Below are 21,269 nucleotides of genomic sequence, written 5' to 3' on the forward strand. Positions count from 1 at the left end.
TTGTCCGGAACGCGCCGGCAACGGTCGAAATCCGGGCCCGGTCAAGGCATGCTGCGACTGGGAGGTCCACCGCGCGGGGGCCGACCGGACGGGAGAGTGTCGTGCAGACCTTCAGGTGCGCCTCGTGCGGGCGGGAGATCAAGCCCGCCGTCGTCTGCCCGCACTGTGGCGCCGACCAGCCACAGTGGGCCGAGCACCTGGCCGAGATCGAGCGCTCGATCGCCGAGATGAAGGCCCGCGACGCCGAGATCGCCCGTGAGCAACGGCAGATCGCCGCCAAGATGCAGGCCGCTCTCTTCCAGCGGGACATCCTGGCGCACGCCGGTGAGGAGCGGATCAAGCAGGCCACCCGGCCCCGCCGCGTGCTGCGCCGCCGGCCCGGCCGCCGGCCCCCGACCGCCACCACCGGCGCCCCGCCGCGGGTGCCCCGGCAGGGCACCCCGCCGACCGGTCCGGACGACCTCCCCCCGCCGCCACCGCCGCGCAGCCGCCCACAGTGGCTGGACGCGGACGATCCGGAGCACCCGCCGGAGGCGTCCTCGCGCGAGGTGCAGAACATCCCCCTGGGGCTCGGCGCGCTGCTGCTCGGGATCGCGGCGGTGGTCTTCGCCGCCGTGGCCACCAGCTCGATGGACGCGCTGGCCCGGCTGGGTGTGCTGCTGGTCGCCACGGTGCTCATGCTGCTCGCACCGCCGGTGCTGGCCCGGCGCGGGCTGACCTCGACCGCCGAGACGATCGCCGCGGTGGGCCTGCTGCTGCTGCCACTGGCCGGATACGCGCTCTGGGCCGTCGACCGGGTCGGCGGCAGCACCTCCGGCGCCGCCTTCTCTGGAACGATCTTCCTGGTCACCACCGTTGTCGCGTTCGGGTACGCGTACTGGACCGGGCTCCGGGCGCCCCGCTTCGCCACCGTGCTGGCCGCCCAGCCGGTGCTGCCGCTGCTCGCCTACGAGCGGATCACCGGGCCGGCCGGCTGGGCGCTGGTGCTCACCGTGGTGGCCGTGGCCGACCTCGCGCTGGCCCGCTCGGCGGTGGTGCTCGAACGCCCGGTCCGGCAGGACCTGCCGGTCACGCCGCCCGAGGCGGCACCGCCCCGGCAGCGCGCCGCCGACGGCCGGCCCGAGTCGGACCCGGAGGAGTCGGCCGAGGTGCTCGGCGGGGAGCCGCCCCCCGGCGCGGAGGCGCTCCCCCCGGCCCGTCCGGTGCCCTGGCTGCGCGAGCTGACCTGGCTGCTGCACGGGGCGGCGGTCGCCGTCGCCCTGGCGTACGCGGTCACCGCCCTGCTGCGCGCCGCCACCGTGCCGACCGCCGCCGCGGCGGGAGCCGTCCTGCTGCTCGCCGCGCTGGTCGGGCTGGCCGGCACGCTGGTGCTGCGCCGGCCGCCGCTGCCGGACGTGGGCGCCGGCATCGTCACCCTCGCGGTGATCGGCGCGCTGGGCCGGGTCGCCTCGGTCGCCTTCCCCGGCCGGTCCCTGCTGCTCATCGCCGCGGTCATCGCGCTGACCGGGTTCGCCGTCCGGGGCGTACCGGAGGCGGCCCGGCGGGGCCCGCAGCTCGCCTCGGCCGTGGCGCTCACGGTCAGCGGCCTGGTGGTGGCCGGCGGCGCCCTGCGCGCCGGGCTGGCCCCGGTCCGCGCCGCGCTGCCCGCCTGGTCGGCGGACCTGAGCGGATGGCACGCCGAGCTGGCGGCGGCGGTCGGCCCGAGCGGATGGCAGCTCGCCGCCAGCGCGCTGCTGCTCACCGTCGCCGCGGTGGTCGCCCTGCCGGCGGAGATCCGGCGGGAGTTCGCGGTGGTCGGCGCGGCGCTGACGGCGCTCGCCGTGCCCGCCTCGCTCGGACTGGGCTGGGCGGCCGCCTGCTGGCCGATGCTGCTGACGGCGGTGGCCATCGGCGTGCTCGGGCTCAGCGCCGGCACCGAGCGCGCCGCGGTGGCCCACTCGGTGACCGCCGCCGGGCTGGGGCTGATCGGGGCCGGGGCCGCGCTCGCGCGGCCCGCGCTGACGGCCGCCGCGCTGACCCTCCTGTTCCTGGCCGGCGCGCTGGTCTCGTTGGCGCCGCGGGTCCGGATCGCCGCGGCCGCCGCGGACACCGTCTGCGCCTGGGCGGCCGGCGGTGCCGCGTTCGCGCTCCCCGGCGCGGTGGCCGCGTTCGTCGCCGCCACCATGCCGACCCCGCCGGTCCTCACCGAGGCGAACCTGCGCGAGGTCACCGTCCCCATCCTCGCGGCGAGCTTCCTGGGCGTCTGCGTCACGCTCGGCTACGCGGCCCTCGTCCAGGTCGCGCAGCGGCGCCTCAGCGTGCCGCACGCGCTCGGCACCGTGCTGGGCGCGGTGGCGGTCGCGGCAGCCGCGTTCGGCGCGCCCGGCGCCACCACCGCCGACGCCTGGGTGGGTGGGCTGCTGCTGGTCGCCGCCGCGCTGCTGGCGCTGGCTCCCCGGATCGACGCGGGCCGCCGCGCCGACCTGTCCGTCGACGGGTCCGACCTGGCCCTCGCCGCCACCACGGTGGCGCTCATCGCCACCCTGGTCCGGATCGCCGCCGTGCTGGCCCCCGGCGGCCAGCTCGTGGTGGCCGCCGCGCTGGTGACGGTGGTCGCCGTCGCCGCCCGGGCGATGCCCGAGGAGTGGCGGCGCGGGCCGGTCCTCGGCATCGCGGCCGGCGGCACGGTGATCGGCCTGATCGCGGCGTGGAGCGCGCTGCGCGGCGGGGTCGGCGTGCTGGCCACGCCGGGCCCCATCTGGGCCGGCGACCTGAGCGGCTGGCCGGCCGCGCCGACCGGCGGATCCACCTGGCAGGCGCCGGTCGCGCTGGCGCTGCTGGCCGTGGCCGCCGGCATCCTGCTGCCGCCGCCCTGGAAGTACGACGTCTCCGGGGCGGCCGTCGTGCTCGCCACCATCGGCGCACCGGCCGCGTTCGACCTGCCCTGGTGGTCGCCGGTGCTCGTGGGCACCATGGTCGCCACCGTCTTCGGGATGGCGGCGGCGGCCGCGGCCGAGCCGCGGGCGGCGCTGTCCCGGGCCACGGTGGCCGGGGTGGTCGCCCTGCACGCCGCCGGCGCCGGCCTGGTCCGCCCGTGGACCACCGCGCTGGCGCTCGGCAGCATCGCGCTGATCGGGGTGACGGTCGCCGCACTGGCCCGCGCGATCGCCCCGACGCAGGTGGAGGACGTCCGCACCGAGGGGATGCCGGCGCACCTCGTGCAGGTCGGCGGCGCGGCGGCCGGGGCCGCCCTGCTCGCGCTGCCCGGGGCGGTGGCCGCCCTGGCCGCCGAGTACGACCGCCCCCCGCAGGTGGTGCTGACCGCCGCGCTGGCGGCGTCCAGCATCGGCCTGGCGGCCGTGGCGACGGTCCGCCGGCAGGTGCCGCAGTACCTCCCGTACGTGAGCGTGGCCGTCGTGGGCGGCGCGACGATCAGCGCGGCCGCCGCCCTGGTCACCCACCTCTCCCCCGGGGTGTACGCCGCGGCGGCGGCGCTGCTCGGCGTGCTCGCGGAGCTGATCCGGGCCGCCACCGTGCCACCGGCCGGCTCGGCCCAGCCGGTCCGCCGCTGGTCGGTGCTGCTCAACGGGGCGCTGCGCCGCGCACCGGACGACCCGGCCGAGCGGCGCTGGCGGGTGAGCCCGGCGGCCGGTGCGCTCGCCGCGGCGGCGCTGCCCACCGCCCTGGCCCTGGCCACCCTGGCGCCGGCGCTGGTGGTGGCGCTGGTCGAGCCGCTCCAGGTGGTGTCCCGGGTCTGGCAGGGTCCCCCGGAGGGCCTGCTCACCCCGCCACCCGAGGCGGTGGACCCGACACACGTGCTGACCGCTCTCCTGCTCACCACGACGGCGGCGCTCGCCGCGGTCGGGTTCAGCGGCGGCCGGCGCTCCCGGGCCGTGCCGGTGGTCCTGCCGGGGGCGGCGGTCACGCTGCTCATCACCCCGGTTGCGCTCGGCCGCGGCTGGCCGGTGACCGCGCTGGCCGGCCTGGCCGTCTTCACCGTCTCGATGCTGGGGCTGGCGCTCACCCCGCCGCCCGCGATCGCCGAGCCGGCCCGCTCGATCCGGGTCGCCCGGGTGCTCGTGTTCGCCATCGGGCTGGCCGCCGGGAACGCCGGGCTCGCGGGCAGCCTCGCCACCCGGGAGCTGACCCTGTTCACGCTGGGTGGCGCGGTCGGGGTGGGCACGGTTGCCGCGCTCTTCGGCACCACCCAGCGGGCCCGCATTCTCGGCTGGCTCTTCGCCTCGCTGATGGCCCAGCTCTTCGTGCTCACCCTCGGCCTGGTGGTCGGCCTCGCCGCGGTGTGGTCCGCGTTCGGGGTGCTGGCCGTCGGCGCGGCGCTCCAGGTGTTCGCCGCCGCCCTGCCCCGGCTGCGCCGGCCGGAGGCCTACCGGGAGGCGGCCACCGTGGAGTGGAGCGGCCACGCCGCGGCGCTCATCGCGCTGGCCCTGGCGTACGACTCGCCCCGGCACATCGCCGCGCTGCTGGCCGCCTGGGGCGCCGTCCTCGGCATGGCGGCCAGCCGCCCGGGCCGCCGGCCGGTGGAGCGGAACCTCCTGTTCTGGGGCGTGGTGATCTGCGAGATCACCGCCTGGTGGATCCTCATGCGGACGGCCGACGTGGCGTTGCCCGAGGCCTACACGCTGCCGTTCGCGGCGCTCGCCCTGCTGGTCGGGGTGCTGCAACTGCGCCACCGGCCCGACCTGTCGAGCTGGGTGGCGTACGGGCCGGCGCTGGTCGCGGCGTTCGTGCCGACGCTGGCCATCGTGCTGGCCACCGAGTCCAGCATGCTGCGCCAGGTGCTGCTGCTGCTCGGTGCCGTCGCGGTGCTGATCTTCGGCTCGATGAGCCAGCAGCAGGCGCCGGTGATCGTGGGCGCCACGGTGACCGCGATCGCCGCGGTGCACGCGCTGGTCAGCCTCGGCCCGTGGCTGGTGCTGATCCCGGTCGGCTTCCTCCTGCTGGTGCTCGGCGCGAGCAACGAGCGCCGCCGCCGCGCCCAGGAACGCCTGCAGACGGCGCTGCGCGGCATGCGGTGAAACCGGAGGGGTGGGCGCTCGCCGTCGCGGGCGGGCAGCGGGTGCCGGGTCCGCGCGATGGTTCTGGCGGGGTGCCGGGTCCGCGCGGAGGTTCCTGCGGGGTGGCTCAGGTGAGGGAGGCGCGGAGGTTGGCTTCCTTCTCGGCGACCAGGTCTTCCAGGCTGGCCTGGTAGGCGGCCATCCGGTCGCGCAGCGCCGGGTCGGACGCGCCCAGGATGCGCACGGCGAGCAGCCCGGCGTTGCGGGCGTTGCCGATCGACACCGTGGCCACCGGGACGCCGGCCGGCATCTGCACGATCGAGAGCAGCGAGTCCATGCCGTCGAGGTACTTCAGCGGTACCGGCACGCCGATCACCGGCAGCGGGGTGACCGAGGCGACCATGCCGGGCAGGTGCGCGGCGCCCCCCGCCCCGGCGATGATCACCTTGACGCCGCGGTCGGCGGCGGCCCGCCCGTACTCGATCATCTTGACCGGGGTGCGGTGCGCCGACACCACGCCGACCTCGTAGGGCACGCCGAACTCGTCCAGCGCCTCCGCGGCGGCCCGCATCGTCGGCCAGTCCGAGTCGCTGCCCATGATCAGCCCGACGGTGCTCACTGTGTCTCCTTCGTTCGGACTGCGGGGCTCGCGAGCTCACTCCTCGCGCTCACTGACCCTCGCGCAGCCAGCGGGCGGCGCGCGCCGCCCGGGCCCGTACGTCGTCCAGGTCGGTGCCGAGCACGGTGACGTGCCCGATCTTGCGGCCGGGACGCACCTGCTTGCCGTAGAGGTGGACCTTGGCACCGGGTTCGGCGGCGAAGAGGTGGTGCAGCCGCTCGTCGATCGAGATGCCGCCCGGCTCGCCGCCCAGCACGTTGGCCATCACCACGACCGGCGCGGTGAGCGAGGTGTCCCCCATCGGGTAGTCGAGCACGGCCCGCAGGTGCTGCTCGAACTGGGAGGTCCGGGCCCCCTCGATGGTCCAGTGCCCGGAGTTGTGCGGCCGCATGGCCAGCTCGTTCACCACCAGCCCGCCGGGCGTCTCGAACAGCTCCACGGCGAGCAGGCCGACCACGCCGAGCGCGGTGGCCAGGTCGATGGCGAGCTGCTGTGCGGCGACCGCCCGCTCCTCCGGCAGGTCGGGTGCCGGGGCGAGCACCTCGACGCAGATGCCGTCGCGCTGCACCGTCTCCACCACCGGATAGGCGGCGACCTGCCCGAACGGCGACCGGGCCACCTGCACGGCCAGCTCCCGGCGCAGCGCCACCCGCTCCTCGACGATCAGCGGGGTGCCTCCGGCCAGCAGGGTGGTGGCCAGCTCCTCGGCCTGGGTGGCGTCGTCCACCATCCAGACGCCCCGGCCGTCGTAGCCGCCGCGGGCGGCCTTGAGCACGACCGGCCAGCCGATCTCCGCGCCGAACGCGAGCAGGTCGGCCGGGGCCTCGACCGGACGCCAGGCCGGATTCGGCGCACCCAGCTCACCGAGGCGCTCGCGCATCACCCGCTTGTCCTGCGCGTGCACCAGCGCCTCGGCCGGCGGGAAGAGCTTCACGCCCTCCTCGGTCAGCGCGCGGATGTGGGCGTTGGGCACGTGCTCGTGGTCGAAGGTGACCACGTCGCATCCCTTGGCGAAGGTGCGCAGGGCGGCGAGGTCGGTGTGGTCGCCGTACTGGACGTCGGCGGCGACCAGGGCGGCGCCGTCGTCCGGGGCGAGCGCGAGCACACGCAGCGACTGGCCGAGGGCGATGGCGGCCTGGTGGGTCATCCGGGCGAGCTGGCCACCGCCCACCATGCCGACGACAGGCAGTCCGGTACGGGAATCCATAGCGCCGCCAGCCTATCGGGGCGGTGGCGGGCGCCGGGCCCGGGTCAGCTCGTCGTGGCGACGGCGACGCGGCGGGGCGCGCGGGCCACCTCGCGGGCGGTGGTCCGGGCGATGAGCAGTGAGCCGATCACCGTCGGGGCGAGCCAGGCGGCCAGGTGCCCGCCGGTCATCTGCACCGCGAACCCGGTGACGAAGGCGATCACCGTGCTGCCCATGAGGTTGAGGTGCCAGATCCGCCAGCCCCGGGGGCCGAACCCGCGGGGCCGGCGCCGGGCGAACCAGAGCCCGCCGACCAGCCAGCCGAGGGTGAGCGCGCCGAGCACGGCCAGCCCCCACAGGCGCGCCGGGTCGTAGGCGAACAGCCCGAAGGCGCTGAGGCTGAGGCCGACGGCGGCGCCCGCGTAGACCCGGCCGAGCAGGGTGTGCCGGCCGCGCCGCTTCGGTGCCAGCAGCACGGGCAGGGCCAGCAGCAGCCCGGTGGTGCCGCTGGCGGCGTGGATGACGAAGAGAACGGTGCGCACGGGTCCCCCTCCCGCGACATCCCAATGTGGGAGGTCGATGGTCCCAGCATCGGACCTGACACAATGGGATGTCAAGGAGATTGGCGAAGGGAACCGAACCGATGCCCGACCGGCCGCTGAACGCCACCGCCGCCTCACTGCTGGGCTTCCTGCACGACGGCCCGATGACCGGTTGGGACCTGGTCACCGAGGCCCAGCAGCGGATCGGGGCGTTCTGGTCACTCACCCAGAGCCAGGTCTACCGGGAGCTGACCGCCATGGCGGCGGCCGGGCTGGTCCGGGCCGGTGAGCGGGGCCGCCGCGACCGGAAGCCGTACGAGATCACCGAGGCGGGGCGCCGGGCGTTCGCCGAGTGGGCCGCCCGGCCCCCGGCGGACGAGACGATCCGCTTCCCACTGCTGCTGACCGTGCTGTTCGGGCGGCACCTGCCGCCGGAGCGGCTCGCCGGCTACCTGGGCGCGCAGCGGGCCGCGCACGCCGCACGGCTCGCCGACTACCAGGCCGCCGCGGCGGCACTCCCCCCGGAGGCGGACGAGATCGAACCGTACGCGGTGGCCACGCTGCGCTTCGGGCTCGCGTACGAGCGGGCGGTGCTGGAGTGGTTCGACGCGCTGCCCGAGGCGCTGCGCCCCGCCGACGGGGGCGAGGCGCCGGTCAGGTGAGCTGGGCGACGAGGTCCTCGGCCGTGGTCACCGGGCGGTCGCAGACGAACCCCCGGCAGACGTAGGCGGTGGGCCGACCGTTCAGCGCCGGCCGGCCGGCCAGCAGCGGCACACCGGGCTGGTCGGCGCTGCCCGCGACCACCACGGCCCCGGGCGGGGCGTGCCGGAGCGCGGCGGCCACCAGCGGGTCGCCCACCGGGTCGTCGGTGACGACGGCGATCTCGTACGGCCCGGAGAGCAGCGCCTCGCCGACCGTGGCCGCGTAGCCGGTGAACCGGGCGTGCCGGGCGACGATCGGCGCGACCGTCGACAGGGCCTTGTCGGCCGCCTCGCGGTACCGGGTCTCCCCCGTCAACGCCGCGTACGCGACCAGCGCCGCGACGATCGCCGAGCGGCCGGCCGGGGTGGCGTTGTCGGTCGGGTCCGCCGGCCGGGTGACCAGGCGCTCGGCGTCGTCGGCGGTGTCGTAGAAGCCGCCGTCCGGCGCGGCGAACCGGGCCAGCGCCACGTCGAGCAGTTGCCCGGCCAGGACGAGCCAGCGCCCCTCGCCGGTCAACTGGTGCATCGCGCAGAACGCCTCGGCCACGCAGCCGTAGTCCTCCAGCACGCCGGCCGGCTCCCCCACGACCTTGTCCCGCGAGACCCGGCGCAGCCGGCCGTCCACCACGTGCACGGCCGCCAGGTGCTCGGCGGCGTCCCGCATCGCGCCGTCGGCCACGATGGTGACACCCTCCATGAGGTTGGCGTCCTCGTCGCCGGGGGCCGCCAAGAGCGCCGCGACCTGCTGGAACTCGGCGATCGCGGTGATCGCCAGCCCGTTCCAGGCGGCCACCACCTTGTCGTCGCGGGCCGGCTGCGGCCGGGTGTCGCGCGCGGCGAGCAGCCGGCCCACCACCTCCTGCCAGCGCCGGCGCACCGCCGGGTCGGCGTCGTCCACGTCCCGGGCCAGCCTCAGCACGCTGGTGCCGTGTTCGAAGGTGCCCTGCTCGGTCACCCCGAACAGGTCGGCGGCGAACCGGCCGTCCTCCTCACCCAGCACCTCGACCAGCTGGGCGGGGGTCCAGACGTAGGTGCGGCCCTCGACGCCCTCGGTGTCGGCGTCCAGCGCCGAGGCGAAGCCCTCGCCGGCCCGGTGCAGCTCGTCGGCGAGGAACCGGGCCGTGTCGCGGGCCACCCGCCGGGCCAGCCGGTCTCCGGTGAGCCGCCAGAGCTGGGTGTAGACCCGCAGCAGCAGGGCGTTGTCGTAGAGCATCTTCTCGAAGTGCGGCACCGTCCAGTGCCCGTCCACCGAATAGCGGGCGAAGCCGCCGGCGAGCTGGTCGTGCAGGCCACCGCGGGCCATCGCCTCGCAGGTGTGCCGGACGATCTCCAGGCTCCGGGCCGAGCCGGTGCGCTGGTGGTGCCGGAGCAGGAAGAGCAGGTTCATGTGCGGCGGGAACTTCGGCGCGCCGCCGAAGCCGCCGTTCGTCTCGTCGTACTCGCCGGCGAGCTGGTCGGCGGCGGCGTCCAGCAGCTCGGCGGTGAGCGGGGCCGTCAGGCCGCCCACGGCCTGCGCCCCGCCGATCGCCTCGACCACGGCGGCGCCCTGGCGGAGCACCGCCTCCCGCTGGTCGCGCCAGGCGGTGGCGACCGAGCCGAGCAGCCGGACGAAGTTCGCCCGCGGGAAGTAGGTGCCGCAGAAGAACGGGGTGCCGTCCGGGGTGGCGAAGACGGTCATGGGCCAGCCGCCCTGGCCGGTCATCGCCTGGGTGGCCGTCATGTAGACGGCGTCGACGTCGGGCCGCTCCTCCCGGTCCACCTTGACGCAGACGAAGTCGTCGTTCATGAGCTGGGCGACGCCCTCGTTCTCGAACGACTCGTGCGCCATCACGTGGCACCAGTGGCAGGCCGCGTAGCCGACCGAGATGAGCACCGGCACGTCGCGCCGTTTTGCCTCGGCGAAGGCCTCGTCGCACCAGGGCCACCAGTCGACCGGGTTGTCGGCGTGCTGAAGCAGGTAGGGCGAGGTGGCGTCGGCGAGTCGGTTCACCCGACGACCATATCGAGCGCGCGGCGACGGTGCGGCGCGAGCGGGACGGCCGGACCGGGGACGTTCCCCGGCCCGGCCGGCCCGTCAGCGGGTGAGGGTGATCGTCGAGGTGTCGGTCACGGTGAACTCCTGCCAGTAGACGAAGTCCCGGATGGGCACCTCGGTGACCGCCTGGGCCGTGCCGCGCTCGAAGTGGAGGTCGGCCGGGTAGGTGCTGGCCGACCAGGGCACCTCCTGGCCCGGGGTGCACGGGACCGAGGTGGAGTACCACGCCTGGACCAGGCCCGCCTTCTTCTGCTGCTGGCTCAGGCGGCCGTCGACGCTCAGCGTTTCCGCCCGGGTGCAGGTCAGCGTGCCGCGCACGGTGGCGATGCCCTTGTTGTCGACCGTCGCCGTCGGGTTCACCGTGACGGTCGCGTCGAGTGCGGGCACCGGTGGCGGGTTCCCGATGTGGATCTCGCCGTGCGAGCCTCCGGTCGCGCCCTCGCAGCGGTAGTCGAACGTCGCGTCGAACCGCTCCAGGTAGCCGTACGGCCCCCAGGCGACGTCGACGACGGTGAACGAGCCGATGCTCTGCGAGCAGGACCGCCCCCAGCCGGCGTTGTCCAGGTTCATGCCCGCCGCATCGCTGTACGGCTGGCCGACGTTCTGGTAGGTGTCGCCCGGCTTCAGCTTCTCGCCCGTCGGGGCCTGGAGCGTGAGGTGCCAGAAGTTGTCGGCGCTGCTCCAGAACTCCATCCCGAAGAACTGCTGGTTGGTGTCGCCCCAGGCGTTCATCTCGTCGCCGGGTGTGGGGTTGCTGGAGCTGTACGAATAGGAGTTGCCGGCGGTGATCGGGTCGCCCGGCTCGCCCACCACGCTGAACGACCAGGTCTGCGGCAGGCCCGCCTGGGCCGGCGTGGAGACGACCAGACCGGCGACGCCGGCGGTCAGGGACAGGGCTGCGGCGAGCAGGGGTCGTCGCCAGGAACGGGTCATTGCTTGTCCTCCCCCGTAGTTGGACATGAAGAGCGACGCAGGTCGTGCGCCGCCACGTCAGGAAGGTTAGGGATCGGCCATCGATTCCGCTGCCCCGTCCGGTCCCGGTGTCGGTGACGCGACCGAGGGACACGATCCGTCCTTCCGATATTCATCTTTGTTGATTTGAATCAGCGCATGCCCGGCGCCGCCGGGCCGTCCGAAGGAGACGGTTCATGCGCAGACTCCCCGCCCTGCTCGCCCTCGCCGCCCTCACCGGATCCGCGCTGGCCCCCGGCGCGGCATCCGCCGCGGTCCCGCCGGAGACCCGGTTCTCCGCCACGACCGGCGTCGGGATCCACAACGCGTACGAGCGCGGCACCTACCCCTACCTGGCGCAGGCGCTCGACGCCCGGCCCGGGCTCGTCGAGCTGGACGTCTGGCCGGACGTGCTGACCCGGCAGTGGCGGGTCAGCCACTCCAACCCGCTCGGCAACGACAACAACTGCGTGGCCGCCACGAGCGCCGCCCAGCTCTACAGCGGCACCCGCAACCGCAACCTGGAGCACTGCCTCGACGACATCCGGCTCTGGCTGGGCGCCCACCCCGACGCCGGCCCGCTGGTCCTCAAGCTGGAGCTGAAGACCGGCTTCAGCGGGCGCACCGGGCAGGGGCCGGCCCAGCTCGACGCGGTGCTCGCCGCGCGGCTCGGCGACCGGGTGTTCCGCCCGGCCGACCTGCTGGGCGGCCACAGCGGCCTGGACGCCGCGGCGCGCGCCGACGCCTGGCCCAGCCGGGCACAGCTCGCCGGCCGGGTGATCGTCGAGCTGATCCCCGGCACCGTCGAGGAGGGCAACCCGACCGACACGCTCTGGACCGACGTCGAGTACGCCCGCCACCTGGCCGGCCTCGCGGCGGCCGGCACACTGGGCAGCGCCCGCGCGTTCCCGGCCGTGCACCGGGCGCAGGCCGGCGATCCGCGCACCCGCTACGCCGACCCCGGCCTGCGGTCCTGGTTCGTGCTCTTCGACGGCGACGCCACGGCGTACGTCACCGGGGGCATCGACACCGCCTGGTACGACGCGAACCACTACCTGCTCGTGATGACCGACGCGCAGAACGTCCCGCCCGCGGTCGGCACGGGCGACGCCGGTGCGGCGGCGGCCCGGGTGGCCGACCTGGCCCGGGCGCACGCCAGCATCGCCTCCGCGGACTGGGCGGCGCTGCCCACGGTCCTCGACGACGTGCTGCCCCGCGGCTGAGCCCGGCGACCGGCCGGTCCGCGCCGTCGGGGCGAGCGCCCCGGCGGCGCGGGCGGGGTCAGGACGCGCCGTCGGCGCGGAGCGGGAAGACGTTGCCGCGCGCGGTGTCCAGCAGCGACCCGAGCACCGCGCCGATCTTGTCCGCCGGCATCGGCTTGAAGAAGTGGTAACCCTGGGCCGCCGTGCAGCCCAGCTCGGCCAGGGCGGTCCGCTGCTCGGCGGTCTCCACGCCCTCGGCCACCACCCGCAGCCCCAGCTCGTGGGCGAGCCCCACGGTGGTCCGCACGATCGCCGCGGCCTCCGGGGAGTCGGCCATCCGGATCACGAAGGAGCGGTCGACCTTCAGCTCGTCCACGGCGATCCGGGTCAGGAAGGTCAGCGAGGAGAACCCGGTGCCGAAGTCGTCGACGGCGAGCTGCACGCCCATGGCTCGGAGGGTGGCCAGCACCTCGTCGATGACCTCGAGCTCGCTCATCACCACCGTCTCGGTGATCTCCAGGACCAGCCGGTGCGGCGGGACCTGGTGGCGGCGCAGCGCCTCGCCGATCTCGGCGGGCAGCCGCGGGTCGAGCAGGCTGCGCGCCGACAGGTTCACCGAGATCGGGATGTCCAGCCCCTCGCGCGCCCAGTCGGCGGCCACCGCGAGGGCCTTGTCCAGCACGTACCGGGTGAAGCTGCCGAGCTGCTCGCTGTTCTCCACCGGGCGGATGAAGTCCGCCGGGCCGAGCCAGCCCCGGCGCGGATGCCGCCAGCGGATCAGGGCCTCCACCCCGGTCGGGGCGCCGGTGGCCAGGTCCACCGCGGGCTGCAAGGCCAGCACCAGCTGGTCGTCGGCCTGCAGGGCCTCCCGCAGCTCCGCGAGCAGCGCCAGGTGGTCGGTGCTCGCCGCGTCGCGCGAGCTGTCGTACGCGGCGACGCTGCCGCCGCCCTCCTTCGCCTGGTACATGGCGATGTCGGCCCGGCGCAGCAGCTCGGTCAGGTCGGCGGTGCCCGCGTCGGCGACCACCACGCCGACCGCCACCTCGACCGACATGCGCACCCCGGCCACCTCGGTCGGCGCGGCCAGCCGCTCGGCGATCTCCCGAGCCTGGCGCAGCGCGTACGCCAGCGGGGCGGCCCGGTCGTCGACCACCGGGACCGTGGTCAGCAGCAGGGCGAACTCGTCGCCGCCGAGACGCCCGAGCAGGTCGCCCGGACGGGCCAGGGTGCTGAGCCGGCTCGCGGCCAGCCGCAGCAGCTGGTCCCCGGCCGCGTGCCCCAGCGTGTCGTTGACCTCTTTGAACTGGTTGATGTCGAGCAGCAGCAGCGCCACGGGGTGGTCGTGGGCGCGCTGCCGCAGCGCCTGGTCGCCCTTGGCCAGCAGGGCGGCCCGGTTGAGCAACCCGGTGAGCTGGTCGTGCACCGCCTCGTACGACGAGCGGGCGGTGACCAGCCGCAGCTCGCGGTGGGTCGCGGCGTCGTGCAGGGCGGCGGCCAGCGCGTCGCCGAACGCCGCGACGCCGTCCTCCTCCCGGGCGGTGGGTGGGGCGGACCGGGGAAACCGGACGCGGAGCTGGCCGACCTCGGCGCTGCCCACGGCGAGCCGCCGGACCAGCTCCTGCTCGCCCGACCCGGTGGCCGACGGTGGCTCCACCTCCCGGTCGCGTACCTGCGCGCCGGTGTCCGCCCGGTAGCGGCGCCAGCGGCCGTCACCCCGCGCCACGTCCACCTCGACCAGCTCGGCGCCGAACAGGGTGAGCGCGCCGGTGACGGCGGCGGTCGCCACACCCCGCTCGTCGAGCTGGTTGAGCGCGGCGGTGGCCTCGGCGAAGGCGCGCCAGGTGCGCCGCTCCTGGTCGGCCCGGAGGCGGTGCCGGTAGGTCTGCTGGAGCAGCCAGAGCGGCGGCGGCAGGAGCAGCAGCCAGCGCGGGTCGAGCTCCAGCAGGGTGACCACGACCAGGCCGACCGCCACGTTGCCGACGAACATGAGCAGCTTGCCGCGCAGCGCGGCGAGCAGCGGCGGTCCGATGGGGATGCCGTGCCGCAGGGCGAGGCCGGCGCCGCCCAGCCAGGCGCTGGTGAGCAGGTAGACGACCGCGCCGGCGGTCAGGGCGAAGGCCAGCTCGGGAGTGAGCGCGGCGAGCAGCGGGCGGCCGAGCGCGCTGGCGACGGCGGCGGCCAGCGCGGTGGCGGCGGCGAGCGAACCGGCGATCCGGACCAGTTCCAGTGCGGGCCGGCGGTCGGTGACCAGGGACATGGCGGTCCACGCGGCGCCGGTGCCGAGCAGGGCCGCGGCCGGCAGCCAGCCGGCCGGCACCAGGTAGAGGCAGACGACGAGGGCCGCCTCGCCCCAGGTGATGCTGACCATGCCCGAGGCGGTGCGGAAGCGCAGCCGGGCGAGCTGGGCCACGGCGAACGCCACGACGGCGACGCCGAACCGGACGGGACCGGGCAGCGGGTCGTCCGCCGGCAGGTGCGCGGGGACGGTGAGGCCGACAACGGCGGCCACCACGGCGGTGATCGCGACGGCCGAGGTCAGCAGGAGGACTCCGACCGGCGTGCCGCGCAGGCCCAGCCGATCGGGGGGATCGCCGGCCCGGCCGGAGGTCACGGACCCACCCCGTCCGGTGGTGGCCCCAGGGCACGGTCAGGGGCCGTTGGTGCCGTCGACATCGGCGCCCCCCTTCCGCGCACGGCTCGGGGCCGTTCGGTCCCCCCGGCGGAAGGCTAAGCCAAAGCCGGTGGTCGCAACAGGGGTTGACGACCGGCTTCGACGTGATTCACGTGCTGTTCAGCCGTTCCGGCGCTGCTGGGAGCCGTTGGGGGCGTTAGTCGGTGAATCCTGCGAGGCGGTCCCGTCTGTCGGATCAGCGACTGTCGCATCGGTCCGGCCCGGCTCGGCCGGGCCGCCCTGCTGCGGGAACCGGTCGGGCAGCCGGCGCAGCCGGGCGTTCATGTTGCGGATCAGCAGGACGGTGACGATGGCCAGCAGCACGATGAGGAAGAGGCCCATCGGGCCGGCCAGACCACCCGTGCGGGTGTCACCGAAGTTGTTCTCCGCGAGCACCTGGGCGGTGGTCAGCATGGTGTTCCTCCGATGTGCGGCTGACCACCAGCGTAGCCCGCCGGGGAATCAGTGGGCACGGCACGTCTCGCGCACCCCGGCGAAGAGGTCGGACTCGGGCAGCGGGCTGTCGACCAGCGAGCGGGCGAGCTGGAAGTCCTCCGTCGGCCAGGCGCGCTGCTGCAGGTCCATCGGCACCTGGAACCAGAAGCCGTCCGGGTCGATCTGGGTGGCGTGGGCGCGCAGCGCGTCGTCGCGGACCGGGAAGTATTCGGCGCAGTCGACCCGGGTGGTGATCCGCTCGCCCTTGTCGGCGCGGTCCTCCCAGCGCTTCATCCACTCCCCGTACGGCGACTCCAGGCCGGCGGCGAGCATCGCCTCGTGCAGCGCCATGATCTTGGCTCGGGAGAAGCCCACGTCGTAGTAGAGCTTGAGCGGCTGCCACGGCTCGCCCAGCTCGGGGTGGCGCTCCGGGTCACCGGCGGCCTCGAAGGCGGCCACGGTCACCTTGTGGGTCATGATGTGGTCGGGGTGCGGGTAGCCGCCCTCCTCGTCGTACGTGGTGACGACGTGCGGACGGAACTGGCGCATGAGCCGCACCAACGGGGCGGCCGCGACCTCGACGTCCTCCAGGGCGAAGCAGCCGTCCGGCAGCGGCGGCAGCGGGTCGCCCTCGGGCAGGCCCGAGTCGACGAAACCGAGCCAGGCCTGCTCGATGCCGAGGATGGCCCGGGCCGCGTCCATCTCGGCGCGCCGGATGTCGCCGATGTTGGCCCACACGTCGGGCCGGTCCATCTTGGGGTTGAGCACGCTGCCCCGCTCGCCACCGGTGCAGGTGACGACCAGGACATCCACCCCCTCGGCGACGTATTTCGCCATGGTGGCCGCGCCCTTGCTCGACTCGTCGTCGGGATGGGCGTGCACCGCCATGAGCCGCAGCTGTTCTGCCACCTTCGGCGCTCCTCGTCTGTGCCCACCGGGCCCGGCCCGCCCGGGCCCGCCCGGCTGACCTGCCGGAATCTCCCCCGTGCCCGCGAAAGCCCCCGTGCTGGCCGATCGGCGGCGGGGCCGACCTGCCATCCTTGACTCAGCGCCGGGCTGGGAAGATGGACTCTGCCATTCTTGCCGATGCCGCCGACAACAACGCCAGGAGATACCCGCCGGTGAGCGAGACGCACGCCACAGTCGCACCGGGTGCACCGGTCTTCCCGCCCGGCCGTTACGGCCGCCGCCGGGAGCCGGGGCGCCGCCGCCCGATCCTGCCCGTTCTGGTGGCGGTCGTCCTGCTGGCGCTCCTCGGGCTGGTCGCCGCACGCCTCTACAACCAGTACGGCGATCCGGACTACCGCGCCGAGGTGATCACCTACACCGGGATCACCGACTCCAGCGTGACGGTCGACTTCCGGGTCACCGTCCCGGAGGGCGGCTCGGCCACCTGCCTGCTGCGGGCCCGCTCCCACGACGGCGCCGACGTGGGCCATCTCGAGGCCACCGTGACCGCCCCGCCCGGCGAGCGGCACGTCCGGTCCCGGCAGGAGGTGCCCACCAGCGCCCGGCCCTTCATCGGCGAGGTGCTGCGCTGCCGACCGGCCGGCTGAGCCGGGCACCCGGCGAGCCGCCGGGCCACACGCACCCCGGGTCCCGCGGCCGGCACCCGGGGTGATCGGCGACACCCTGACGTGCCCGGCACTGGTAACTTGGTAGTTCACCTGTCAGCCAGTCCGCACCAACGAGGAGTTCGCCTGTGTCCACCAATGACAACGAGGCGCCCGCCACCTGGCTGTCCCAGGACGCATACGACCGTCTGAAGGCCGAGCTCGACGAGCACATCGCCAACCGGCCGGTCATCGCCGCCGAGATCAACGCCCGGCGCGAGGAGGGCGACCTGCGGGAGAACGGTGGCTACCACGCCGCCCGCGAGGAGCAGGGCAAGGCGGAGGGTCGCATCCTCTACCTCAAGGAGCTGCTCCGCACGGCCAAGGTCGGCGAGGCCCCGACCGCCGACGCCGTGTCGCCCGGCATGGTCGTGACGATCTACTTCGACGACGACGCCGACGACACGGAGACCTTCCTGCTCGGCTCCCGCGAGATCGCCTCCACGACCGACCTCACCGTCTACAGCCCCGAGTCCGCACTCGGCAAGGCGATCCTGGGCGGCAAGGCCGGCCAGACCTGCACCTACACGGCGCCCAGCGGCGCCGACATCAAGGTGACGGTGGTCAAGTTCGAGCCGTTCTCCGGCTGACCGCCTCCGGACCCGCGCCGGACGGCTCGGGTCCGACCCGACCGAGGCTGACAGGCTCCTCGGCCCCGAGCCAATCCCGACCGCCCCGACCGGCACGTCCGGCCGGGGCGGTCGCGTTTCCGCGGCGAGCTCACCCCTCGCCGGCGAAGACCACCTGGTAGCCGCTGGCGCGCAGGGCGCTGATGAGGGTGTCCGAGTGCTCCACGCCGCGGGTCTCCACCGAGAGCGCCACCTCCACCTCGCCGAGCCGCAGGTGCGGGTTGGCCCGCTGGTGGACCACGTCGACCACGTTGGCCCGGTGCTCGGCGATCTCGCCGAGCAGCGAGGCGAGCTGGCCCGGCCGGTCCGTGCAGCGGACGGTGACCCGCAGGTAGCGGCCGGCCGCCGCCAGGCCGTGCTCGATGACCCGCAGCATCAGCAACGGGTCGATGTTGCCGCCGGAGAGCACCGCCACCACCGGCGCCTGCACCTCGACCAACCCGGCCAGCAGTGCCGCCACGCCGACCGCACCGGCCGGCTCCACCACCTGCTTGCCGCGCTCCAGCAGCATCAGCAGCGCCCGGGAGATGTCCTCCTCGGAGACCGTCACGATCTCGTCGACCAGCTTGCGGACGTGGGTGAAGGTCAGGTCCCCGGGACGGCCGACCGCGATCCCGTCGGCGATCGTCGAGAAGAAGGGCAGCCGGACCGGCTCGCCGGCCTTGAGCGAGGGCGGGAAGGCGGCGGCGCTCGCCGCCTGCACCCCGATCACACGTACGTCGGGGCGCAGCGCCTTGGCGGCCACCGCCATGCCGGAGATCAGGCCACCGCCGCCAACGCCGGTCACGATGGTCTTCACGTCCGGGCACTGTTCGAGGATCTCCAGGGCGACGGTGCCCTGACCGGCGATGACGTCCCGGTGGTCGAACGGGTGGATGAACACCGCACCGGTCCGCTCGGCGAAGGTCTGCGCCGCGACCAGCGCCTCGTCCACCGTGTTGCCGACCAGCTCGACCTGGGCGCCGTACCCCTTCGTCGCGGCCACCTTCGGCAACGGCGCGTTGACCGGCATGAAGACCGTGGCGTGCGCGCCCACCAGGCCGGCGGCGAGCGCCACCCCCTGGGCGTGGTTGCCGGCGCTGGCCGCCACCACCCCGCGTTGCCGCTCCTCGGCGGAGAGCCGGGAGATCCGCACGTACGCGCCGCGCACCTTGTACGACCCGGCGCGCTGCACGTTCTCGCACTTCAGCCAGGCCGGCCCGCCGAGCGCGGCGCTGAGCGGCCGGGACGGCTCCAGCGGGGTGGTGCGGGTGACGCCGGCGAGCAGTTCCCGCGCGGCCTGTACGTCGGCGAGACCGACCAGTTCCGTCATGCCCCGATCGTGCCACCCGGGCCCGGGGGAACCTGCGGCGACGCCACGGTCGGCTCCGCCGCCACCCGCGGTGACGGCGCGACGGCCGGCTGGGCCGGGTGGGCGTACCCGAACGGCATGCCGGGTGCCGGCCAGCCGGCGGGAACGGGCCAGGCCGGCGCGCCGAGAGCGATCCGCTGCTCCTGGGCCACGGAGATCCGCCGGATCAGCACGATCAGCGACACCGCGGCGGCCAGGCAGGCGACCAGCGGGATGAGGTGCCAGCCGAGCGCCTCCCGGTAGAAGTCGGCGTACCACCGGAACTCGGTGTCGAACCGGGGCTCCTCGGGCAGCCGGGCGTACGCCCGGTCGTCGCGCCGGCTGACCAGGCGTTCCCCGACGCTGAAAGCCAGCCACGCCGCCCACCAGATCCAGACCAGCCCCGGGGTGAACCGCTTCCAGAGGCTGTCCCGGGCGACGTTGGCGACCACCCGGGCCGGCACCACGAAGTTGGCGAACGGCACCAGCCAGCCGGCGATCGCCCAGCCGGCCCCGAGGTGCGGAAGCGCACCCGGGAAGGCGTCCAGGTTCTTCCGGGCCCGCCAGGTCCAGATGATCACCAGTACGGCGGCCGTCAGGTAGGCCACCAGGAACGGCAGCGAGAGCACCACCTCGAGCAGCACGGCGCCGAGCAGCACGTCGGGGTCCTGGCTCTCCCTCGCGCGCCCGGCCAGCACGACGCCGGCCAGCGGGAAGAGTGCCGCCAACGCGTAGAGCAGCGCGGCCGCGCCGACCGCGACGGAGGCGGCGAGGCCGATCCCGCGCACCGAGTAGGTGGGCACGCCCGGGGCGAGGGCGGGCTGGCCGTGCGGCGTGTAGCAGTTCTGGCACTCGTTGTCGGCGGGGGATGTCTCGTCCCCGCAGGTGTGGCAGCGCATGGATGACCGTCCCGGTGTGCGTGAGGTGCGCACACGCTAGACGATCATGCGAGGGTCGGCGACCCCGTCCCGACCCGGGGATAGCCGGGGGCGTGCCGCTGCCACGGCGCCTGCATCTCGAACTGGCCCGCGACGCCGAGCAGCAGCAGTTCCGAGCCGGGCGGGCCGACGAACTGCACGGCGACCGGCAGGCCGTCCGGTCGGCGGCCCACCGGCACCACGATCGCCGGCAGCCCGGCGATGTTCCAGGGCGCGGCGTACGGGGCGTACCGGATGTTGGCCTTCATGTTGGCCAGCCAGGAGCGGCCGGACCAGCCGGCGGCCTCCGGTGGCGGGCCGGCGAGCGCCGGGGTGAGCAGCAGGTCGACCGAGTGGTCGGCGAAGAAGCTCACCGACCGCTCGCGCCAGGCGGCCCGGTCGGCCTCGCGCACGTACCCCCGGCGCTGCGCCCACTCGCCGAGCGCGACGTGCCGGCGGCTGCGCCGCTGGAGGCCGCGCCGCTCCACGCCCGCGGCCTGCACCTCCGTGGCGGCCGCGGCGAACCAGGTGGCGATGCCCTGGAGGCCGAGCCGGGTCGGGTAGACCGGGTCGGCGGGGACGGTGTCGTGCCCGGCGGCGGCGAGCAGCCGGCCCGCGGCGGCGACCGCGTCGCGGTTCGGCGCGTCCGGTGAGACGCCCCGCACCGGGGAGCGCAGCGAGACGCCGACCCGCAGCCGAGGCGGCGGGACCAGCTTGTCCGGCCGGCGACCCGCCAGCACGGAGAAGCCGACCGCCGCGTCGGCCACCGTGCCGGTCAGCATGCCGTGCTCGGTGAGGCCGAACCAGTCGTCCGCGCCGAGCTGGCAGGGCACCACGCCCCGGCCCGGCTTGAGCCCGACCAGGCCGCAGCAGGCGGCGGGGATGCGGATCGAGCCGAGGCCGTCGTTGCCGTGCGCGATCGGCACCAGCCCGGCGGCCACCGCGGCGGCCGCGCCGCCGGAGGAGCCGCCGGGGGTCCGCGCCGGATCCCAGGGGTTGCGGGTCACCCCGGTCTCGTCGTCGGTCAGGGCCCAGAGGCCCAGCTCCGGCATGCGGGTCACGCCGAGGATCACCGCGCCCGCGCCGCGCAGCCGGCGGACCACCTCGTGGTCGGCCTCCGCCACCGGGGTACGCACGGCGGCCGACCCGTTCCACGTCGGCAGGCCGGCCACCGGGGTGTTCTCCTTGACCGCGACCGGCACACCGGCCAGGGGGAGGTTGGCCAGGTCCTCCTGCTCGTCGACCTTCTCCGCCTCGGTGATCGCCTCGCCGCCGCGGACCGTGCGGAACGCGGCCAGCTCGGCGTCGGCCCGGGCGACGTGGTCGAGGTGGTCGGCCACGACCTGGGTGGCGGAGACGTCACCCCGGCGTACGCCCCGGGCGATCTGCTTGGCGGTCGCCCCCACCCAGGTCGTCGGCATGATGTCCTGCACGGCCATCCTCC

At 75.2% G+C, this 21,269-nt stretch carries 16 protein-coding genes; 5 read left to right on the forward strand and 11 right to left on the reverse strand.

Annotated elements, in window-relative coordinates:
- Positions 1–101 precede the first annotated feature (101 nt).
- On the forward strand, positions 102–5,015 hold the full coding sequence (locus GA0070214_RS06320; RefSeq protein ID WP_091260161.1) for an SCO7613 C-terminal domain-containing membrane protein: 4,914 nt from the start codon (positions 102–104) through the stop codon (positions 5,013–5,015).
- A 106-nt stretch (positions 5,016–5,121) separates the two neighbouring features.
- On the opposite strand, the gene purE is transcribed toward GA0070214_RS06320, so the two are convergent.
- Genes purE through GA0070214_RS06335 form a run of 3 tightly spaced genes read right to left on the reverse strand, consistent with a single transcriptional unit; the run spans position 5,122 to position 7,341 of the window.
- On the reverse strand, positions 5,122–5,613 hold the full coding sequence (gene purE, locus GA0070214_RS06325) for a 5-(carboxyamino)imidazole ribonucleotide mutase (protein WP_091260163.1): 492 nt from the start codon (positions 5,611–5,613) through the stop codon (positions 5,122–5,124).
- A gap of 49 nt (positions 5,614–5,662) precedes the next feature.
- A complete protein-coding gene (locus GA0070214_RS06330; protein ID WP_091260165.1) occupies positions 5,663–6,820 on the reverse strand; it encodes a 5-(carboxyamino)imidazole ribonucleotide synthase in 1,158 nt (385 codons plus the stop codon).
- A gap of 44 nt (positions 6,821–6,864) precedes the next feature.
- Positions 6,865–7,341 carry a hypothetical protein gene (locus tag GA0070214_RS06335; RefSeq protein ID WP_091260167.1) on the reverse strand — a complete coding sequence of 159 codons (477 nt, stop codon included), beginning with the start codon at positions 7,339–7,341 and terminating at the stop codon, positions 6,865–6,867.
- 101 nt (positions 7,342–7,442) lie between these two features.
- Here GA0070214_RS06335 and GA0070214_RS06340 point away from each other — a divergent pair, with 101 nt between their 5' ends.
- Positions 7,443–8,003, forward strand: coding sequence for a PadR family transcriptional regulator (locus GA0070214_RS06340; protein ID WP_091260169.1), 561 nt, complete (start codon positions 7,443–7,445; stop codon positions 8,001–8,003).
- Here GA0070214_RS06340 and GA0070214_RS06345 read toward each other — a convergent pair.
- Together GA0070214_RS06345 and GA0070214_RS06350 are read right to left on the reverse strand one after the other, a co-directional pair.
- Positions 7,996–10,032 carry a thioredoxin domain-containing protein gene (locus tag GA0070214_RS06345; protein WP_091260171.1) on the reverse strand — a complete coding sequence of 679 codons (2,037 nt, stop codon included), beginning with the start codon at positions 10,030–10,032 and terminating at the stop codon, positions 7,996–7,998. The genes GA0070214_RS06340 and GA0070214_RS06345 overlap by 8 nt on opposite strands.
- A gap of 84 nt (positions 10,033–10,116) precedes the next feature.
- A complete protein-coding gene (locus GA0070214_RS06350) occupies positions 10,117–11,010 on the reverse strand; it encodes a hypothetical protein (protein WP_091260173.1) in 894 nt (297 codons plus the stop codon).
- Positions 11,011–11,225: 215 nt separating this feature from the next.
- Here GA0070214_RS06350 and GA0070214_RS06355 point away from each other — a divergent pair, with 215 nt between their 5' ends.
- Positions 11,226–12,251 carry a phosphatidylinositol-specific phospholipase C domain-containing protein gene (locus GA0070214_RS06355; RefSeq protein ID WP_091260175.1) on the forward strand — a complete coding sequence of 342 codons (1,026 nt, stop codon included), beginning with the start codon at positions 11,226–11,228 and terminating at the stop codon, positions 12,249–12,251.
- Between the two features lie 58 nt (positions 12,252–12,309).
- Here GA0070214_RS06355 and GA0070214_RS06360 read toward each other — a convergent pair whose 3' ends face one another.
- The 3 genes from GA0070214_RS06360 to mca form a co-directional block, all read right to left on the reverse strand.
- Positions 12,310–14,805 (reverse strand): putative bifunctional diguanylate cyclase/phosphodiesterase, encoded by a 2,496-nt coding sequence (locus GA0070214_RS06360; protein ID WP_091261400.1) that lies wholly within the window; start codon positions 14,803–14,805, stop codon positions 12,310–12,312.
- 216 nt (positions 14,806–15,021) lie between these two features.
- Complete coding sequence (locus tag GA0070214_RS06365; protein WP_091260177.1) at positions 15,022–15,315, reverse strand: hypothetical protein; 294 nt, start codon at positions 15,313–15,315, stop codon at positions 15,022–15,024.
- A gap of 48 nt (positions 15,316–15,363) precedes the next feature.
- A complete protein-coding gene (gene mca, locus GA0070214_RS06370; RefSeq protein ID WP_091260180.1) occupies positions 15,364–16,245 on the reverse strand; it encodes a mycothiol conjugate amidase Mca in 882 nt (293 codons plus the stop codon).
- Between the two features lie 212 nt (positions 16,246–16,457).
- Here mca and GA0070214_RS06375 point away from each other — a divergent pair, with 212 nt between their 5' ends.
- Positions 16,458–16,892: a DUF4307 domain-containing protein gene (locus tag GA0070214_RS06375; RefSeq protein ID WP_091260181.1), complete on the forward strand. Its 435-nt coding sequence runs from the start codon at positions 16,458–16,460 to the stop codon at positions 16,890–16,892.
- 146 nt (positions 16,893–17,038) lie between these two features.
- Positions 17,039–17,539, forward strand: coding sequence for a transcription elongation factor GreA (gene greA, locus GA0070214_RS06380; RefSeq protein WP_091260184.1), 501 nt, complete (start codon positions 17,039–17,041; stop codon positions 17,537–17,539).
- A 130-nt stretch (positions 17,540–17,669) separates the two neighbouring features.
- Here the strand turns inward: greA and ilvA are convergent, their stop codons facing one another.
- Genes ilvA through GA0070214_RS06395 form a run of 3 tightly spaced genes read right to left on the reverse strand, consistent with a single transcriptional unit; the run spans position 17,670 to position 21,264 of the window.
- Complete coding sequence (gene ilvA / locus GA0070214_RS06385) at positions 17,670–18,890, reverse strand: threonine ammonia-lyase (protein WP_091260186.1); 1,221 nt, start codon at positions 18,888–18,890, stop codon at positions 17,670–17,672.
- A complete protein-coding gene (locus GA0070214_RS06390; protein WP_091260188.1) occupies positions 18,887–19,807 on the reverse strand; it encodes a DUF4328 domain-containing protein in 921 nt (306 codons plus the stop codon). The genes ilvA and GA0070214_RS06390 overlap by 4 nt, the downstream gene beginning before the upstream one ends.
- A 44-nt stretch (positions 19,808–19,851) precedes the next feature.
- Complete coding sequence (locus GA0070214_RS06395) at positions 19,852–21,264, reverse strand: amidase (protein WP_091260192.1); 1,413 nt, start codon at positions 21,262–21,264, stop codon at positions 19,852–19,854.
- Positions 21,265–21,269 lie beyond the last annotated feature (5 nt).

It is taken from the genome of Micromonospora chaiyaphumensis (genome assembly GCF_900091435.1).
GTDB lineage: Bacteria > Actinomycetota > Actinomycetes > Mycobacteriales > Micromonosporaceae > Micromonospora > Micromonospora chaiyaphumensis.

Bases quoted from the DNA above. Each gene is read 5' to 3' on its own strand.
- GA0070214_RS06340 (WP_091260169.1), top strand. From the start codon at position 7,443: ATGCCCGACCGGCCGCTGAACGCCACCGCCGCCTCACTGCTGGGCTTC.
- GA0070214_RS06395 (WP_091260192.1), bottom strand. From the start codon at position 21,264: ATGGCCGTGCAGGACATCATGCCGACGACCTGGGTGGGGGCGACCGCC.
- ilvA (WP_091260186.1), bottom strand. From the start codon at position 18,890: ATGACGGAACTGGTCGGTCTCGCCGACGTACAGGCCGCGCGGGAACTG.
- GA0070214_RS06355 (WP_091260175.1), top strand. From the start codon at position 11,226: ATGCGCAGACTCCCCGCCCTGCTCGCCCTCGCCGCCCTCACCGGATCC.
- GA0070214_RS06390 (WP_091260188.1), bottom strand. From the start codon at position 19,807: ATGCGCTGCCACACCTGCGGGGACGAGACATCCCCCGCCGACAACGAG.
- GA0070214_RS06330 (WP_091260165.1), bottom strand. From the start codon at position 6,820: ATGGATTCCCGTACCGGACTGCCTGTCGTCGGCATGGTGGGCGGTGGC.
- GA0070214_RS06350 (WP_091260173.1), bottom strand. From the start codon at position 11,010: ATGACCCGTTCCTGGCGACGACCCCTGCTCGCCGCAGCCCTGTCCCTG.
- GA0070214_RS06365 (WP_091260177.1), bottom strand. From the start codon at position 15,315: ATGCTGACCACCGCCCAGGTGCTCGCGGAGAACAACTTCGGTGACACC.